Annotated in this window: 16 protein-coding genes and 1 pseudogene; 15 read left to right on the top strand and 2 right to left on the bottom strand. The window is 41.3% G+C overall.

All coding sequences use genetic code 11. The features are described 5' to 3' along the window. Nucleotides 1–241 precede the first annotated feature (241 nt). The 12 genes and pseudogenes from BLHYD_RS17460 to BLHYD_RS16430 all read left to right on the top strand — a co-directional run. A pseudogene (locus BLHYD_RS17460) lies at nt 242–1,463 on the top strand (DEAD/DEAH box helicase family protein); the annotation flags it as partial. Nucleotides 1,464–1,716: 253 nt separating this feature from the next. Next, nucleotides 1,717–2,745 (top strand): nucleotidyltransferase domain-containing protein, encoded by a 1,029-nt coding sequence (locus BLHYD_RS16480; RefSeq protein WP_040350898.1) that lies wholly within the window; start codon nt 1,717–1,719, stop codon nt 2,743–2,745. A 14-nt stretch (nt 2,746–2,759) separates the two neighbouring features. Next, the gene (locus tag BLHYD_RS16475; RefSeq protein ID WP_005952006.1) at nt 2,760–3,515 is read left to right on the top strand and encodes a nucleotidyltransferase domain-containing protein; all 756 of its coding nucleotides are present in this window, start codon (nt 2,760–2,762) and stop codon (nt 3,513–3,515) included. Between the two features lie 612 nt (nt 3,516–4,127). Continuing rightward, nucleotides 4,128–5,657 (top strand): ribosomal protection-like ABC-F family protein, encoded by a 1,530-nt coding sequence (abc-f, locus tag BLHYD_RS16470; RefSeq protein WP_021844660.1) that lies wholly within the window; start codon nt 4,128–4,130, stop codon nt 5,655–5,657. A 374-nt stretch (nt 5,658–6,031) separates the two neighbouring features. After that, nucleotides 6,032–7,453 carry a helix-turn-helix domain-containing protein gene (locus BLHYD_RS16465; RefSeq protein WP_005952000.1) on the top strand — a complete coding sequence of 474 codons (1,422 nt, stop codon included), beginning with the start codon at nt 6,032–6,034 and terminating at the stop codon, nt 7,451–7,453. Between the two features lie 27 nt (nt 7,454–7,480). Next, nucleotides 7,481–8,368: a hypothetical protein gene (locus BLHYD_RS16460; RefSeq protein WP_005951998.1), complete on the top strand. Its 888-nt coding sequence runs from the start codon at nt 7,481–7,483 to the stop codon at nt 8,366–8,368. Between the two features lie 254 nt (nt 8,369–8,622). Continuing rightward, on the top strand, nt 8,623–9,195 hold the full coding sequence (locus tag BLHYD_RS16455) for a TetR/AcrR family transcriptional regulator (protein WP_005953607.1): 573 nt from the start codon (nt 8,623–8,625) through the stop codon (nt 9,193–9,195). Between the two features lie 107 nt (nt 9,196–9,302). Then, nucleotides 9,303–10,628, top strand: coding sequence for an MATE family efflux transporter (locus BLHYD_RS16450; protein ID WP_260784604.1), 1,326 nt, complete (start codon nt 9,303–9,305; stop codon nt 10,626–10,628). Between the two features lie 252 nt (nt 10,629–10,880). Beyond that, nucleotides 10,881–11,123, top strand: coding sequence for an AbrB/MazE/SpoVT family DNA-binding domain-containing protein (locus BLHYD_RS16445; RefSeq protein ID WP_021844664.1), 243 nt, complete (start codon nt 10,881–10,883; stop codon nt 11,121–11,123). Next, on the top strand, nt 11,113–11,730 hold the full coding sequence (locus tag BLHYD_RS16440) for a DUF998 domain-containing protein (RefSeq protein WP_005951992.1): 618 nt from the start codon (nt 11,113–11,115) through the stop codon (nt 11,728–11,730). Before BLHYD_RS16445 ends, BLHYD_RS16440 begins: the two co-directional genes overlap by 11 nt. Nucleotides 11,731–11,904: 174 nt before the next feature. After that, entirely contained in the window at nt 11,905–12,369 is a 465-nt protein-coding gene (locus tag BLHYD_RS16435) for a class I SAM-dependent methyltransferase (protein WP_242648412.1), read from the top strand. A 331-nt stretch (nt 12,370–12,700) separates the two neighbouring features. Beyond that, nucleotides 12,701–13,354 carry a GTP pyrophosphokinase gene (locus BLHYD_RS16430; protein WP_005951985.1) on the top strand — a complete coding sequence of 218 codons (654 nt, stop codon included), beginning with the start codon at nt 12,701–12,703 and terminating at the stop codon, nt 13,352–13,354. A 46-nt stretch (nt 13,355–13,400) separates the two neighbouring features. Here BLHYD_RS16430 and BLHYD_RS16425 read toward each other — a convergent pair whose 3' ends face one another. Continuing rightward, complete coding sequence (locus tag BLHYD_RS16425) at nt 13,401–15,152, bottom strand: outer membrane protein assembly factor BamB family protein (protein WP_005951982.1); 1,752 nt, start codon at nt 15,150–15,152, stop codon at nt 13,401–13,403. A 578-nt stretch (nt 15,153–15,730) separates the two neighbouring features. Here BLHYD_RS16425 and BLHYD_RS16420 point away from each other — a divergent pair. Further along, on the top strand, nt 15,731–16,039 hold the full coding sequence (locus tag BLHYD_RS16420) for a hypothetical protein (protein ID WP_021844668.1): 309 nt from the start codon (nt 15,731–15,733) through the stop codon (nt 16,037–16,039). On the opposite strand, the gene BLHYD_RS16415 is transcribed toward BLHYD_RS16420, so the two are convergent. Further along, nucleotides 16,026–16,226, bottom strand: coding sequence for a helix-turn-helix domain-containing protein (locus BLHYD_RS16415; protein ID WP_021844669.1), 201 nt, complete (start codon nt 16,224–16,226; stop codon nt 16,026–16,028). The two genes, BLHYD_RS16420 and BLHYD_RS16415, sit on opposite strands and share 14 nt — an antisense overlap. Nucleotides 16,227–16,385: 159 nt before the next feature. On the opposite strand from BLHYD_RS16415, the gene BLHYD_RS16410 reads away from it, so the two are divergent. Together BLHYD_RS16410 and BLHYD_RS16405 are read left to right on the top strand one after the other, a co-directional pair. Further along, complete coding sequence (locus BLHYD_RS16410) at nt 16,386–16,745, top strand: hypothetical protein (protein ID WP_021844670.1); 360 nt, start codon at nt 16,386–16,388, stop codon at nt 16,743–16,745. Between the two features lie 799 nt (nt 16,746–17,544). Continuing rightward, a complete protein-coding gene (locus tag BLHYD_RS16405) occupies nt 17,545–18,345 on the top strand; it encodes an MBL fold metallo-hydrolase (RefSeq protein ID WP_021844671.1) in 801 nt (266 codons plus the stop codon). The last annotated feature ends 411 nt before the right edge of the window (nt 18,346–18,756 follow it).

The following is an 18,756-nucleotide window of genomic DNA, read 5'->3' as shown; positions in this document are numbered from 1 at the left end:
GCTGATACAGCGAATATTTAGCTGGAAATTTATTGTTTTCTTTGAAATAATATATACGAAAAGAGTGTTAAACCATTTTCAAACCATCAAATACGAAAAGAATTGAGGTGATTTCTTAAAAAGAGGATTGCAGTTTGATTCTTTTGCGGATGTGGCTATTTCAGCGGAGAGAATACTACATATAGATATGGAAACTAGTGTGATTAACTGTCGTTGGACCATAGAGTTTGCTATCAAATGGATGTATTCTGTGGATGATGCTCCACTGGTAGGGTTGACAGCGACGCCTAAGGATGAGATTGATAAGAATACCTACAATATTTTTGAGTTGGAAATGGCGTGCCGACCTATGGGTATGAACTGGCACAGGCGGTCAAAGACGGCTATCTGGTAGATTTCCTCTCGGTTGAATCTTCTTTGAAATTTATCGAGCAGAGAATTGTGTATGATGAACTGTCAGAGGGAGACAGGGAAACGTAGGAAGCTACATTAAAAAAGGACGGAAACTTCCGGGAAAAAATAAAATCTTCTGCTTGGATTCCTGGTTTTTTAATGAGGACACCATCAAGAAGGTGTTGTATAATTCTTATGACAGACGGAATTCGGATTAACTACGGTGAAACTTTAGGAAAGGCTAGTATTTTTGCCAAAAATCATGACCATACGGAAAATATTTTAGAGATCTTTGGAAAGGAATATCGCAATCTTCCGGGATATGCGAAAGTCATTGATCATTATATGACCGATGTACAGATTGCCATTGATGAATTTTCCGAATCCAACAAACTCCCGCAGATTGCCATTTCCGTAGGTATGCTGGATACGGGAATTGATGTGCCGGAAGTCTTAAATCTTGTCTTTTTCAAGAAGGTTATGAGCAAGGCAAAATTTTGGCAGATGATTGGACGCGGTACCCACTTGTGCCCTGGTTTGTTGGATGGAGAGGATAAGCAGAAATTCTACATTTTTGATTTCTGCGGCAATTTTGAATTTTCCATATGAATAAAGGAAAGGTGACAGCCAATATGATGGCACTGCAGGGAGCAGTCTTTAATCTGGAATTTCAGATCGCTTACAAACTGCAGGATATGGAACATCAGACGGAACGATTGATTGCCTACCGAAATGCATTGATACAGCATATGAGTGGAAAAGTGCAGGAATTGAATCGGGGAAATTTTGCAGTCCGTCAGCATTTAAAATATGTAGATCTGTATTCGCAACAGTCGAATTATCAGACACTCAGCTATGAGGACACGCTGCTTGTAAGGGAAGAATTGGCACCGCTCATTCTTCCGGATGAGGCAAGTGCGGTCCGGCTTGATACCCTAATGTACGGGATTAAATTGGCATATTTGATTGGAAGGAAATATGGAAAAGACCACAGTGACTTATTGAAAAAGGTAAGTGCTATATCCACAGTGGCAAACATACCAGAGATCATGGTGCAGGTAGACTTACTTTGTGAATCAAATCGTTGAGTACATTGTGCATAACGGCCTGATGAAAGATTTTTCAGTGCTATAGGAGTCCCCATTCACAGACCAAGGCAGTATTGTGGATATTTTCACTGACCTGAATGTTTGGATGGGGATAAGGCGGGTGATTGATGGGATCAATGCCAATGCGATGGCGGCTTAGCCAGAAGAAGGTGGTTTCCTGCCGGAAGTGGATAGAATAATCGGGCAAATAGCAGCAGACGGAGAGTTAAATGAGATGGGGGTGTATAAGTTGAAGGATTTCAAAAAGCTATTGGATACAGAAGAATACAAGTTTCTAAAGGAACATCCCAGGCTGGGAAACAGAATTATGCTTCTGGGAGTGGGCGGAAGTTATGCTTATGGGACGGATTATGAGAACAGTGATATTGATTTTCGGGGAATTACGTTGAATTTACCGTCGGATCTTCTGGGGCTTACTAAGTTTGAACAGTATGAGGACAGAAAAACGGATACGGTGATTTATTCCTTTAACAAGATGATTCGTCTGCTTTTGGAGTGCAATCCCAATACCTGTGAAATTCTGGGACTTGAGAAAGAGGGATATGTGATTCTCTCTGAGTTAGGGCAGGAACTTCTTGACAACCGCTCTTTGTTTTTGACAAAAAGGGCGGCAAAATCTTTCGGAGGATACGCCCAGGCGCAGATTCGCCGTCTTCAAAATGCCATTGCCAGAGATTCTATGCCTCAGGCACAGCGGGAACAACATATTTTAAACTCAGTTCAGAATTCTCTGGAAGAGTTTCACAGGCATTTTGCTTCCTTTGATAAAGGCAGCATCAGGTTGTACATAGATCGGGCAGAAAATCCGCAGTTTGAGACGGAAATTTTCGTGGACGCTAATTACCGACACCTGCCTTTAAGGGACTATGAAAATATGTGGGGTGTCATGCGCAGTGTGGTGAGCAGTTATGATAAGATAGGAAAACGCGGCAAAAAGGATGACAATCACCTGAATAAACACGCCATGCATACGATACGCCTGTTTATGATGGCCATTGATATTCTGGAAAAGGGAGAGATCTGCACCAGGCGGACGAAGGAACAGGGGCTGCTCCTGAAAATAAGAAACGGTGGTTTTCGGAAGGAAGACGGTGGTTTTTTGCCGGAGTATTTTGATATTTTGTCGGATTATGAACAGCGAATGGAGCGGGCGTCGAAAGAAAGTGCGCTTCCGGAGGAACCGGATATGGAAAAGGTGGAAGCTTTTGTAGAATATGTGAACAGAAAGGCATTGGAGGTGTAGGTGAATTGAGAGATGTGGAAAAAGAAATTGAAGAAAAATTAGAAGAGATTGAACAAAAAGAGCAAGTTAGGATTCTTTATGCGGTTGAATCGGGAAGCCGGGCATGGGGCTTTGCTTCGCCAGACAGTGATTATGATGTGAGGTTTGTTTATGTCCGTCCGCAGGAAGCGTATCTGCGCTTGGAAGGAGTCCGGGATGTCATCGAGTGGCAGCTGGATGAGGTATTGGATATCAACGGATGGGATTTGAAGAAAGCTTTGATACAGTTTCAAAGAGGAAATGTCACATTGTTTGAGTGGGCAGCCTCTCCGATTGTATATCGTACTAGTGAAGCGTGGAAAAAGATTTACGAGACGGCGCAGCATTATTTTTCTGTGAAAACAGCGGTACATCAATATTTGGGGACTGCGAAAAACACTTATATGCAGTATCTTCAGGACGACATGGTAAGATATAAAAAGTATTTTTATGCCATCCGCCCTCTCCTGGCAGTCAGATATATAGAGGAAAATCGTTGTCCGGCCCCGATTTTGTTTGAGGAGTTGATGAAACAGGACTTGCCGGAACGGCTGAGAGCGGCGATTGAGAGTGTGCAGAGGGTGAAAATGATTTCCGATGAAAAGAAATATAATCCCCAGAATCCTGAAATTCAAAAATTTATCGCTGAGGAACTTGTGCGGCAGCAGGAGGCTGCTGAGGAACTTCCCAAGGATCGAAATGATGATTGGGAAACGTTGAATCATATCTTTTTAGAGACTCTTAGAGGGTAAATCCAAGAGAAAAAACACTCTGGAAATATTGAAGGAGATCAATATACGAATCAAGACAGCGTCTACAACTTTCCCATCAATTTTACAGCCAGCGCATGGCTACTTGACAAAGGGAAGTGCAGGTATTAGTATAAATGGTATATTGGTGAGAGAGGTGAAAAGATGAGAAGATAATTTACTTTTGATTACATGAATTCGTTGCGGTGAGCGTATCATTACGTGGACCGCTTTATCATGTTGCCAAAAGTGGATTATGTTCTCATAACCTCTCTTTTTTGTGCGCAAAATATAATGATAAGTAGTGTGGATTTTTTACGCTGTGGGTATGGTATGTAAGGAAACTGTTTGGCAACAAATGGTTTCTATTTTTTTTACTGTATAAGCTTCCGGACAGCGGCTGGTAAACTTGCTTGCCGAGACGTACAGACATTGGACGGGGTAACAGGTATGAGCACGCAGGCGTGTACGACGAAGTGCGAATACCTGTCAGGATTGCGGGAGTGCGATGCACGGAGCAATCTGCAGCTTATACTTATTGGAGGTGCCGTTGACAGGCGGCATGAGAATTTACGTGATAAGCCGGATGTGTTTTCCTAAAGGGGAGGAATGAGTATGTCACAAATTAGCGTGAATAACCTTACATTTTGTTACGAAGGAAGTTTTGACAATATATTTGAAAATGTTTCATTTTCCATTGATACGAATTGGAAATTGGGATTTGTAGGCCGCAATGGCAAAGGGAAGACCACCTTTATGCATCTGCTGCTGGGAAAGTACCTGTACAAAGGAGCGATCAGCACAAATATAAAGTTCGATTATTTTCCATATCGGATAGAGGATGAGCAGAGAAGTTTGGCTGCTGTGGAATTTATTGAGGCACTAAAGCCAGGCTGTGAGACCTGGCGGGTAATCTGTGAACTGGATGAATTAGGTGAAGAAGCGGATATTCTTTACCGAGCTTATGAGAGTTTAAGCCCAGGTGAGCAGGCCAAAATTCTTTTAGCTGTTTTGTTTTCAGGTGAAAATGATTTTTTATTAATAGATGAACCGACGAATCATCTGGACCAAAATGCCAGAGAAAGTGTTAAAAAGTATTTGACTTCGAAAAGGGGATTCATTCTCGTGTCCCATGACAGGGACTTATTGGATGCTTGTATCGACCATGTTTTAGTGCTGAACAGGAAAACAATTGAGGTGCAGAGCGGGAATTTTTCTAGCTGGTGGGAAAATAAGCGGCGCAAAGACCAGTTTGCTGTGACAGAAAATGAAAAGCATTTAAGGGAGATAAAGAAATTAAGGCAGGCAGCGAGACGAACTGCAGAGTGGGCAGATAAAAATGAAAGTACAAAAATCGGTTTTGACCCTGTAAAGGAACATGACCGCTTTTTGTGTACAAGGGCTTATATCGGCTCAAAAACTAAAAAGCTGCAAAGCAGAGCAAAACAGACAGAGAAGAGATTGAATCGGGAAATTGAACAGAAAAAAGGCTTGCTGAACGATCTGGAATCTTCTGTGGACTTAAAGCTGGAACCTCTTTTGCACCATAAGAATACGATCGTAAATGCAAAGGCTTACGGCTTGAAATATGTTGGTTCCGAAAAGCCGCTTTTTGAAAACTTGACATTTGAGATCAACAGAGGGGAACGAATTGCTCTCTGCGGGAAAAATGGGTGCGGCAAATCGACACTGCTTCGTATGGTAATGCAGAAAGCAGGGCTGGGAGACACAGATGGTACTATCTGGGAGAGTGGCGTGTGTGAAACTGCAGCAGGACTTGTGATATCTTATGTTCCTCAGAGTACGGAGAACTTAAAGGGGAGTATGATTGCTTTTTGTAGAGAGTATGATCTGAGCCAGAATTTGTTTTTTACGGTGCTGCGGCAGCTTGATTTTGAGAGGGTTCAATTTTTTAAAAACATGGAAGAGCTGTCGGAAGGACAAAAAAAGAAGGTACTGCTTGCAAGGAGTTTGCTTACCCCAGCCCATTTATATATCTGGGACGAGCCTTTGAATTACATGGATGTGTTTTCGAGAATTCAGATTGAAAAGCTGTTGCTAGAATACCGACCGACGATGCTTTTTGTGGAACATGATCTAAAATTTTGTGGGAAAATAGCGACGAAGATCGTTAAGCTGCAGTAGTTGTAGGCGGCTGTGTTCAGTGCACAAACTCTCATGCTGCCTATCGGCGGAACCTTCCAAAAGTATAAGCTGCGGGTTACTTCGCGCATCGCACTCCCGCACTCCTAACAGGCATTCGCGCTCCGGCGCGTACACCGGCGGCTTATACCTGTTGCCTCGTCCAATGTTTGTGCGTCTCGACAGGCGAGCTTACCAGACGCCCAGACGCTGTCCGGGAGCTTATACAGTAAAGTGAACGGTGTCTCTTAAGATTGAGAGGAAGAAGTGAGCTTGCCTGTTTTGGCTTTTGAAAATTTTGTTGTTTTATGTATTTACAAAATGTATTTTATTATATATAATAATTGTATTGAAACAATACAGAAAGTGAGAAGGATATGGATTACTATTCTAAAATTAATTATATGAATCAGTATATGATCTCCAAATCAGATGTGATGGATTCATTAAGAAACTATATAGTACATTGTGAAGAGACACAGGAAGAGGGCTGGTCAGAGAATAAGAGGAAGGTAATTTTAGAGATACTGAAGAAATTTTCCAGGTGTGTAGAAGAGCTGAGGTTCCCTGAGATTGAATCGGTAGATTGGTTTTATCAGTACATGTGGAAAGGGGATGGAATTGTACTTGAGTTACAGCATTGTGATAAGGCGGAATTTGATGAGGAGCAGGGACTTGTCTCCATGGAAAGCTCAAACAGTATGGTTCTCGCGCAAGTGAAATGTGCTTATCTTACGGTGGAGCAGTATGCAGAAAAATATGACGTGACGGTCACTGCGGTCAGACAATGGATTCGCCGGGGAAAATTGCGCAGTGCTGTGAAAATGGGAAGAGACTGGTTGATTCCTGAACTGGCGGACAGGCCTCAGAGGGGATATGAACCGGTGACTTATAGCTGGCAGTATCTTTCGGATGCTTTGTTGGAGGAATATCCATTTTTAGATCAGTGCTGCGAGCTTCACATTATGCGGAGTGAGAGAGAAAGAGCAATGTTCCAGGCGGTGCTGTTGAACAAATATGGAAAAGTGTATGAAAAATTGCGGATGGGGATAAAAGAAAGAGAGAAACTAGAACTGGCATTGATATCCCAGCCGGAAGTAGAGGCGGAGGAATGGCAGCAGAGTTTAATGTTTGTGCCCAATAAGGAAAAAATATATTATCTAAAAGGAGGAAAAATTATGCTGGAAGAAGAAGTTAGGAAATATGAAGACACAATAAAAATGATGAGAGAGAATAATTTGGAAATTCACACGTCTAATGATCTTTATGATGAAGACGGGATGTATATATGGGGATTTTCAGCATCGATGTCCAGTGTAGATTACGATGAGGAAGGAAATGAGACAGGAGAGGCAGAGGCCGTGAGGCTAGATGGCGGAATTGTGATACCTTCGGAGTCGGAATTTATGATGGAAATGGAAGAAAACGGCTACACGTCTGCAGCGGAATTATGTGACAGTATGTCTGGGGATATGATCAGTACTTATATAACTGTGGCAAATATGAGGGAGGGGATAAAACCAGAAATTTTAAAAGAATTGGATCTTCCAGAAGAAGCAGCTTATGAGTCATCAATCTTATATATTCAAAATATTGAGGCAGAGCATTTGGAAAATCTTAAAATGTTCCTGAAAGCCTTTGACTTTGTGAAGGAAGGGATTCCAGCGTCAAACTGCAGTCTGGCAGTCTGCCTTATGAGCTGGGAGCAAGAGAGCGAAAAGGCTAAAATCTTTCTGGAATGCGGATGGAGAATACGAAGTATAGACCAAAGTGCAGTACTTGTGTACAGACGGCTCTGAAAGAAATCTGTTGGGAGGAGATAATGTATGATGATTCAGAAATATTTGGATAGTTTGCTGAATGAAGGATTAGAAGAGGTGAGGTTTCGATTTCGCCAAAGGATTGCAGAGGATATAAAAAATAGGTTGTGCAGTCTGCTGGCCAGATGGGAGGAAGAAGAGTACAGGGAGACGATTTTGTTTACAACGAAGGAGGAAGCACTGTTTTATGAGCCTTATGCGGAAAAAGGAATCAGAGAATTGGTGGTTGCAGGAATTAGAAACAGTATGCTGGAAGTTGCAGCCAGTGTGAACTGTAAGGATTTTAAGATGCCAGAGCCGCTGTCGGATAAAAAGATAAGAGAATTGACAGCAGAGGCCATCAGATACTTTTCTGACTGTGAACTGCGTGCACTGATACAGGAGGCACAAAACACGGTATATGAGGATGTCTATGAAGCTGCCAAATGTAAGTATCCGTTGGCTTGGACTGTATTGTCTAAAATTGCCTTGCTAGAGGAAAGTGAGTGGGGATTTGATAAAATTCAAGAAGAGAAAAAAAGGGTTTTGACTGAGGAAGAGATGCGGACAGAGCCAAAGATACAAAAAGTGATATGCGATGGGTTTACACTGGAATTTGATGAATATCTGGAAGAAACGATAAGAGAGGTTGTGGGTGGAAAGCAAGATGCCTTTTATGTGGATTCATTTAAGGCATTGTCGAGAAATATTGAAAAGGTTTTGCATGTAATTCAAATCCTACTGGAAAGTGACAGGGCCTTTGTCACATGTAATTATTACATAAGCAATGGATACCTGGAAAAAAGAAAAAAAATTTTGCGCGCGGCACACAACGAAAAGGAAATGTTCATGAATACCCGAATCACAGGCCGTACTCCAAAGAAAATAAAGGAGTTTTTACAGATATTTGTGTAAATTGAAAACTATGGAAGTCGCTCCCCGCCGGCGAAAAATCTGTGGAATAGAGCAGAGATAGTCTTCGGTGAGGAGGGGCCGAAAGTATTTTTATGTGGATAATCAAAAGTCCGTGATTTCGGACGGTTTGAATTTTACCTGGTCACTGTAGGCTACGTGGATTATTACATAAGCAAAAGTGAATGAATATTATTCATTGACAAAAGCAGTACGTTATGTTATAGTTTTTGTGAGCTCAGAGAGGAGGGATACCTATGTCGCGAATCACTAAGGAACCAGAGGTGCGTCGGCAGGAAATTTTGGACACGGCTATGAAGCTGTTTTATGAGAAGGGGTATGAAAAGACTTCTATCACAGATATTGCAAGGGAAATGGGAGTGGCGCAGGGGCTGTGTTACCGTTACTTTTCGTCGAAAGAAATGATTTTTGACTCGGCTTTGGACCAGTATGCAAAGATGCAGGCTGCTCAGCTGACAAGGGGAATGTTGGAATCAGAATATTCTTTAAAACAGATGATCTGTGAAATGCCTACTTTTCTCGATGTGGAAAAGGACGATAATTTTTATTATAAAGTCTGTCACGGAGAAGAAGGAGCGAAGACACATCAACAGCTGTCGATGAAAATATGCGAAAAGATGCTTCCAGTCATAGAACAACTTTTGGATAGAGCGGTCGAGAAAAAGGAGATTGAACCTATGGACACTCACGTAGCTGCGTCCTTCTGTGTATATGGTCAATTGGGTATATTGTTAGACCAGTCAATAAGCGGCGGGGAGCGAGTTATAAAGATCAAGGAATTTCTGCTTAGAATGCTGAATTTGGCTTAGAGATGTATTCCCCTTTTAAATCGTCACGTGATAAAAATCCCCGTTTAAAACGGGGATAAGTTTAAATCTAATAATGAATGAAATTCATTCATATGGAGGCAATGATAATGAACATGAAAATGGATTTTGTAAATGGAAGTACCCCAAAATGTTTTTGGTTTATGTTTTTGCCGGTTATGGCGGCGTTGTTTTTGAATATGGCTTATAACGTGGTTGACAGCTTATGGATAGGAAATTTGCTGGGAGAAAACGCATACGCGGCGCTGACCAGTTCCACACCGATTATTCTGATATTGAATTCCATAGCAATGGGAGCGACAAATGGAGTGGCAATTTTGGTGTCCCAGGCGATCGGAGCTAAGGATGAGGGGGCTGTGGAGAGAGTGATCTCCACGTCTTTGGTTGTAGCGGTGGTGTTTTCCGTGTCTGTAACCTTGCTCTTGGAGCTGTCGCTGCCTTGGCTGTTACGTGTTTTGAATACACCGGATGAGACCTGGGAGATGGCGAAGGACTATCTGTTTATCTATCTTTTGGGATATGTGACCGTATACTTGTATTGTTACTTTACGGCAGTGCTCCGCAGTTTTGGAAATGCAGTTTTCCAGATGGCGGCAATGCTCGTGTGCACGGTGTTGAATGCAGTTTTAGACCCCATCTTTATAAAGAGCATCGGGTTTAGGGGAGCGGCTATTGCCACTTTGCTGTCGCAAAGTATTTGTCTGCTGTTTATGCTGGTCTATATTGCGCGAAAGAAGGTCTTTCGTTTTCGAGCTGCAAAATTTGAGAAACGTATGGTTGGTGAGATTATCGCCAAAGCAGTTCCTTCCGTTTTTCAGCAGAGCATACCGGCAGTCAGCACCGGTTTTTTGACTTCACTGGTCAGCTGGACCGGTATCACTGCGATTGCAGCTTATGGGATTACCGGAAAATTAGAGATTATACTTTTCTATCCTGCAATGGCCCTGAATATGGTATTGACTAATATTATTGGGCAGTGTGCCGGAGCCAAAAGAAGCGACAGGGAGAAGGATTATCTGAAATATTCTATGAAAATAGGAATTGTCCTTTTGACTGTACTCTCTGCGATCGTTGTGGGATTTTCAAAACCATTGTCTGGATTATTCCTGAAGAATGGAGAAATCGCCGAGATTGTAGCCGGGTATTTTATGATTGTGAGCGTAGGCTATGTCTTAAATACTGTTACGAATTGTTTTCTCGGAACATTGAATGGTTTGGGAAAGCCAATCAAAAGTATGCTGCTGATGGTCTTTTATTATATGATTGTCAGAATGCCTCTTGCGTGGTTTTTTAATTATCTGGGTCTGGGATTGAATGGAATATGGGGCGCGGTGCTGATTAGCCATATAGCTGCAAGTGCGGCGGCAGCTGCTGCCGGAAAAAGAGAAATGTTTCGCCAAATCTCTGTTTTATAAAGGAGGCCGAAGGATTTGTGAATGGACGTATAGTAAACGAAGGGAAGATTCGAAAAGAAGGGTGTAAATTGTCTGTGCAAAAGGGATACCAGCCTGTGGCCATTTTTCAATATTCTGCTGTAAATCCATAAGAAATGTATCTTTTTGACGGGGAGACGTTTCCTTAAATTTGACAAATTACATTCTTTCTGTTATGTTTTTCTTACAAGTATGAAAAGTATGACTAAAATAAAAAGTAGGATTGGAGATGTAATGATGTCGATGAAAAAAGGACAGCACATATTTGGAACGGTTAAAGTGGGAGAAAAAGGACAAATTGTTATTCCCAAAGAAGCACGGCAGATTTTTGACATTAAGGCAGGAGACACCTTATTAGTGTTGGGAGACGAAGCACAAGGAATCGCTATTGTGAAGGCAGACGTTATGAAAGATTTAGCTGTGAAAATATTGAAAGGTCTTGGTAAATTAAGCAACGGCATAGAGGATGAAAAATAACGTAATGCTTATCTTACCGATCGTTTTCATTTTGGATTTACTTATTCCTTTTACCTTAGCTCCTGCATATAAAGGATATAATCATTTGACACAGGTTATGAGTGTTCTTGGAAATAGCAAAGTACCGTTGCACAGTGTGTATAATACATGGTTAGTAGTCTTTGGAATTACGTTAGCAGTAACTAATTTTAAGGTATATGCGATTGTCTCGGAGGGTTCAAGGCTGATTGCAGTAATCCTTTTTGTCATATTGCTGGTTTATGCAATCGGTGGCTGTATCCTTTCAGGCTTATTCTCTGTAGGAGAAGGAAAAAGTCTGAATAGTCTTTCCGAAAAAATACATGGTTATGGTTCTGTTATCGGATTTACGTGCTTGACATTTGCGCCGCTTCTATTGGGGATTTATACGTATAAAAGAAACAATATCAAATTTTCAATTTTCAGCATTGGGTGTTTCATATTAGCACTATTATGTTTTTCGTGCTTTGTTATGGGAGATAAACCTAATTGCAAGAATACATTTTTAGCATTTGAGGGTTTATGGCAAAGATTATCTTTATTATTTATGTACCTCCCCTTGGGGTGTCTGGCGTTATTTGAAAAATGAAAGATGGGAGAAGAATATGACAGATTATAAAAAGTTATCAGAGAATACTTTTAATATGCAGGCCAAAACCTATGATACGGATAAAAATGGAAAACACGCAAGGAATTTATATCAAGACATTATAAATACATTATAAATACATTAGCTGCCTTACGATTTTCCAGTGTACTTGATGTGGGATGCGGTACAGGTGAAATTTTGAGTGCTATCAGAAAACGATATCCCACTGCTTCATTATGCGGGATTGATATTTCACAAGAAATGTTAAAACAGGCGGAAGAAAAAAGGATGGCTAATGTAAAGTTATATCTTGGCGATGCTGAACATTTGCCATTCGAAAATGCAGAATTTGATGTACTGATATGTACGGACAGTTTTCATCATTACCCAGAACCACAGCGAGCGATTGAGGAATTTTATAGAGTATTGCAGAAGGATGGATATTTATTATTGGCTGATTTTGTGAAACCATTTCCTGTTCGTCAGTTAATGAATATATTTCTTCCTTTTAGCAGCGAGGGTGACGTAAAAATATATTCTCGAAGAGAAATAATAAGCTTTTTGAGACAGAATGGGTTTCGGGACATCCAGTATCAAAAAATAAACAAGTCCAGTTATTTAACAGTAGCTAAAAAGTAAAATTCGAGTAAACGTATAAAAAAATATGAAAATTTAAAAATTGGGATAAAATAGTGTAAATATAAGAAAGTTTTGAGGGATAAATTTCATATAGACTGACGAATACTGTGAAATTCCTGAGACAGTAAGAAGGAGTAAAGAAAAATATACGCAGCGGTGAAGGCTCGTAATGGAGAGTGCCCCATTTTTACAAGAATTTTTCATAAGATTTACAAACGGATGATTGCGGTGAGCTTACATTACGTATAAGATCTGGTGTAGAAAGAGGTATCATCGGTTGCAGAAGGGATGATAAGCGGTATTGACTGCTGAAAAAGTCATAAGGTGAACAATGGGAAGAAAGAAAAATAATAAGAAATTAAAGCAGATGAGAGAATGCCATGAGAGTGCGCACATGATGTCCAGATACCAATATGTGATGGACAGTCTGCTGTGTAAGTTAAGGTTGATTGATGCGGACTTAAAGAAAGATTTGAAAAGGCCGGTCGTCCAAAAGATTACAGGCAGAATTAAAACTGTTGAGAGTATACGCAAGAAAATAGAGAAGAAAGGTTTAGAACTGAATGGTAACTGTGTGGTCAATGGTCTAAATGACATCGTAGGGGTTCGCGCAATCTGCTTTTTCAGAGACGATATTTATCGTGTGGCCGATGCTGTTCGTGGACAGAAGGATATTAAGATTTTAAAGGAAAAAGATTATGTGGCGAAGCCGAAACGGTCCGGGTATCAGAGTATTCATTTGATTGTTGAGGTTCCCGTTGCCTATTATGAAACGGTGGAATATGTGCGGGCAGAAATTCAAATCCGGTCGTTTGCGATGGATTATTGGGCGGAACTGGACTATCAGATGTGTTATAAGAAAAATGCAGGGGAGGTCGAGGCCATTCGCAAGGAGATCTGTGGTTATTCAGATGTGATGGCTCAGATGGACAGCAAAATGATTGAGCTTCGAAAGAGAATTGAGCAGGAGACGATGAAAGGATGAAAAACAGGATATTGACGTTTTCAGACGCCAATATCCTGTGAGAAAGCTATCCTAGCTCAATTCCCCAAATTTTACAGTCCCTGGTACCCACGACTGCGCAATTGTTGTAGACTGCTGGGGTGGCTTCAATTACTCCTTCACTCAGGGAAAGAGTACTGTGTAATTGACCCGTGATTCCATCCAGCAGGTATACATTTCCATCGCTGCTGCAATATAGGACTTTTCCAGTACCGTCGGTATTATATACGCATACCGGGGAAGACCAGGCATATCCAGCTTTGTGTTCCCAGGCGATTTCTCCGGAGTCCTTTTTTAAGCAGGCCAGGACGCCGGCTGCATTATTTTCTGTCTTGGAGACAGTGACATAGATATAGTCGGACAGGCTATTAGTTCCAGTCGCGATCGTGGATTGAACACCGCCGGATACCCCTTCTTCCGAATGGCATTCGTATTCCGTCTGCCAGAGGATTTCGCCGGTTTCCGCATCAATTTTCCATATGGGAACAGGAGCTGTACCGCTGCTTCTCCATCCGAGATGGAAGGAGGTGCTGACATACAGATAAAGACGCTCATTTTCCACGGAGAGAACTGGTGTAGAGTTCGAGTCGTCGAGAATGTCCTGTACCCAGACTAGGTGCAGAGTATTCAGATTTAGGCACATAAGGTGTCCGCCGTTATCTGCGATGAACAGATGGCTTTTGTACACGGCGGCGCTGTCTTCCATTCCCAGCCAATAGTTTTGGGTATTGGAACGAGCTCCTGAATAGCGCCATTTTACGGTTCTTCCTGGGGCTATGGACAGGGTACCGGCTGTCTGATTGTAAGCAGTATTCAACTTGATCAAATAGAGGATTCCGTTTTCTCCCGGGTAGATCAAAGTGTCCGTGTCAGCGTCTACCAGAGGGGAGGAGTCAAAAAAGCTAAGACTTCCTCTCTGTGAAAAAGTATCGTTATCTCCAAAGGTATACATAGTACTGCAGTCCAGGAGATTGATGACAAAGACTTTGGCGGTGCCCAGATTGCTGTTATAACCAGCTCCCACATATAAAATGGGATATCCGCGGGGGTCCAATGCGCCGGAGCCTTTGAAGGTATAGCCTAGATTCAGAGATTCACGGGTAGGTTCGCCGGATTCCAGATCAAGGAAGTAAACATAGCCGTCCATACAGGCATAGATGACTTCCACAAGATCATCTTTTTCTTTTGCCCAGTCATACATATTCATATGCTGCTTCATCTCTTTTGGCCATTTGCTCATAAGAGGCTGTCCGGTCCAGCCGCTTCCACTCCAGGAATCAGAACCGGAAGTGAGGGAGCCTGTGTTGTGAGACCATTTACCAGTCAGAGTGTAATTTTTCATCTCGGCAGTACCATAGACGGCATTGTCTCTGAAATTATTGCCACGGAAGGTGACGATTCCTTCCGTTTTTGTATAGTCTTTTCCTAATCCGAAGGTGATTTCTGAGTCAGGGGTGTATTCATCTATATTTTCGAGGACAGTGCCGTCGACCTCTATTTCAGTACTGCTGATCATATTTTCAGGAATCGTTGAAGGGACGCAGTGAGGTTCGAAACGGATTTCTTTTTTGGGCGCCGTCTTAGGGGCTTGTGGTTCTTTGGAAACCGGAGGACTCACAGCGATCTCTGGTATCTCCATTTGAGCGGCGGCTTTTCCGAGTGACTTCCTCGGCTGCTCACGAATGCAGCAAATAGCAATGGCCAAGATACAGAGGATTTCTGCGGCGATCAAAATACTTTTGAGCAGCAGACGTTTTCTGTGATGATTTCTGTGTTTCATGATTTTTCTCCTTCAGTTTCTAGTATTGTTTTATACACTTAAAATGTGTTTATAAGGGGAATCGGCGGGTTGCGTCAGCAACTTTTCATTTCCGCCGCAAACCGTTTTTCGGTGAAATTTCTCATTACGACGTGCATCTCCTTAGCGGAGCGTTTGTGTATAGGAAAAGAACTTTCGCGCTTTAGCACGATAATGTTTTTCTTATAACATAAAAAAACCAAGGAAATAAAATCTCCTTGGTCTGTTACTTTTTAGTCGATATGAATGATTTTGATGATTTTTCTCCCTCGCTCATAATATCATAATTTTTTTTCTTTTTCCAGAGAAAATGCCATCAAAAAATAAAATGGACAGATCTGCGTTACAGTTCAGTTCTTCAATATCCCGCAAGGCGTTTTTGTACATTTTGTATAAAAATCCCGAGGCATACTCGCATCAACCGCTGTTTACAGCAGTTTGTGTGCATCGCGAAGCGTGTTACTGCTCACGAACCACGAGTGAACAGTAACAGAGCTGCCGCTGTCGTTCGCAGTAATCATTCTAATTTCATGTAAAAACACTTGGCAGGATAATACTGTGTGGACAAGAATGATCTTTGTATGCACATTCTTTGCGTAATCTACTCCACTTTGTATGTAAAACTATTGAATTTTATGGATGGACATCTGGTAAAAAAGAATTCACAATATAATTGGATAGTGAAAGGCTCATCTTATAAAAGGGCGAACTATCCCAGAGTGACACCGTACTATATTATGTCTGTCCCAGTCAGGGTAAGAGCGGGGCACAGTGTCTCCCTAAAACCATTTTTTGAAGATGAGAATCTCGCACTATCTTTGGGGATTATGAACACACAAAACTGGATTGATGGAGTCAATCCTTTGTAAATGTGATTACGTCGTTGGGCTCACAGGACAAAATCTCACAGAGCTGTTCTAAAGTGAACATGGTTATGCTCTTATTGTGCTTTAAGTTGTTTATGGTCCTTGGATTAATTTCATATTTGTTAATTAAGGTATAAGTAGTAATACCTTGTTTTTTCATCGTTATCCACAGGGGCTTATAGTTAATCAATATTTTTATCTCCTCTTTTGCCTTGGTGTGTTACTGCTCACTTTGCTCACAGTAACTCTTGGGTTACTACCTTGATTATCATTGGCAAAAATTGGATTGAACATCCTGAAAAATGTATCTATAATGGTTAAAGAATATATTGACAGGGGGAAAACTGAGGTGGAAGGGTATAAAAAACTGACAGAACAACACAAAGAATTAATTGATGAGTTCTTGAAAAGTATCTTTCCAGCGCTGGAACAACAGAGGAATTTTAGGGGACATGAGACGGCAATGACTCAGGAATTTTTTGAAAATTGTATGGAACGGTGTATAGAAAAAGGGGATGAAAGGAGCTTCTTCGGACTGCTCTCGAGTTATCCGGAATTTGCAAAAAAGTATGCGGAAAAAATTGAATCGGAAGTGGTGAAGGTAGAGTTGCCTTTGGAACTGATGGAGCAAGAGGAGGAACAGTATGAAAAGTTGATTATGAAGATTAAGGAGCGAAGCAAAGAAGAGTCTTTTGCTGGGCATCTTTAGAGAAATGTTAACACGATATAATGATATGCCTATCATACCACATATAAAAGTTGGATGCACGGTATTTTAGGTTATAGGTTATTCCGCTAAGGATGCGCGCGCTGAAATAAGTGGGGCTTATTGTGCAGCGATATTGCGGCGGTGCGTAAAGTAGAGCGTGTTCTTAAAGACTTACGGGAAAAACGATACGTCGTGAGATGTTCTTGTGGTAGGCATCAGCCAGCTCTTTGTCTCCGCAGATGACTCCGACTGTATTGTGCACCACTCTGTCTGGAAGACGATGTCTCTGTTCTGAAGTATTTTTGCAAGACGAATTTCTTCTTGGCTAGAAGCCTTTGATGGATTGTTTGTGAAACCCCAGATATATTTACATTTCAGCAGCGGGGTTGTCTCATCGGAGAATATTCCTCCGATTGCATAAGGCACTAAAATCTTACATTCAAGAGATGCCTATAAACTCCCGGTGCGTTCCGTGAGCTGCTCTATCTCGGGCGGGTAAAGTGCGCACTACGCACTGTGCATAAATTATATATAGGATTTTTTTGAAATCGTTAATACTTTCTGTAAAAAGTGGAAGGGATAAAATAAAAACTAGCAAAAACACTAAATAGGGCGGAAAATAATGTGCAATTTAACAGACGGCTGTAAGATTGGTGATAGGTACGATTAATCAGAGAATTGGGGAATGTTTTCATGAATCGGAAAAGGAATTTTATTGAGTGTAACGAAGAAATGTGGTAAACTCTGTAAGCGAAACAGACTTTGACTCAGGTCATTGAAGATGAAAGGTGGTTATCTTATGAGACTTACAATGCTGGGAACGGGAAATGCATTGGTGACAGAATGTTATAATACATGTTTTGTTCTAAATGAGAAAGACAGGTATCTTTTGGTGGACGGAGGGGGCGGAAGCGCGCTTCTAGGACAATTGAAACATTCAGGGATAGACTGGAAGGATATAAAAGAGATTTTTGTAACCCATAAGCACATCGATCATCTGACGGGGATTGTCTGGATGATTCGCATGATTTGTCAGCATATGAAGCAAGGACAGTATGAAGGGGAGGCTACAATCTATGCCCATGAGGAAGTTACACGGATACTCTACGATATTTCCCATATGCTGCTGGGTAAAAAGGAGACGAGCTTTATTGGAGAAAGACTTCATTTGGTGACAGTCTCAGATGGAGAGGAACGCACAATTATGGGACGCAGAATGGTGTTTTTTGATATACAGTCCACAAAAGCAAAGCAATATGGATTCACGATGTATCTCGAAGACGGTGAGAAGCTTACCTGCTGTGGGGATGAACCCTATAATGACTATGAGAGGCAGTATGTGGAGAACAGTAAATGGCTGATGCATGAAGCATTTTGCTTGTATTCTCAGGCAGATATCTTTCATCCTTATGAGAAGCATCATTCCACAGTCAGGGAAGCCTGTCAGCTGGCGGAACAGCTGGGGGTGAAAAATTTGCTTCTCTATCACACGGAAGACAAGAATATAAAAAAACGCAAGGAATTATATGAGGCGGAAGGAAGCCAGTATTTCCGCGGGAAGCTCTATGTCCCGGATGATTTAGAACAAATTGAGATATAGATGCTTTTAGGCTGGGAATCAATGGCAGACGGGCAGCTTATGTAGCGCTCTTGTCAATGTGGGAGATTATTTGTTGTTGAAAAATAAAAAAAATAGAGATAATTTGTTCTAAAAGGTGTATGGGAAACATATACATATAGAGAAATAATCTTTATGCCAAATAGAAAAGTAGCTCCTAAAATAAAAAAGAATTTTAGGGGCTATAATTCTTTTTTGTGTCATAGGAAAGATCTTGTCACGCTGAAGCGTGAAGTCCTTTCCTATGATGTAAACGCTCCGCTGAGGATGCGCACGCCGCAATGAGGAATTTTACCGTTTTGCATCGGTGCGTCCCACTTTGTTGAAAAGATTTTACTCTCCTTATTTGATAAAAGAAAATTTGTGTTTGGAAGGAAATTTTAATATAATAAT

Source organism: Blautia hydrogenotrophica DSM 10507 (assembly GCF_034356035.1).
In the GTDB taxonomy this organism is placed as follows: Bacteria; Bacillota; Clostridia; order Lachnospirales; family Lachnospiraceae; genus Blautia_A; species Blautia_A hydrogenotrophica.
This window is presented reverse-complemented; position numbering and strand designations above follow the sequence as displayed.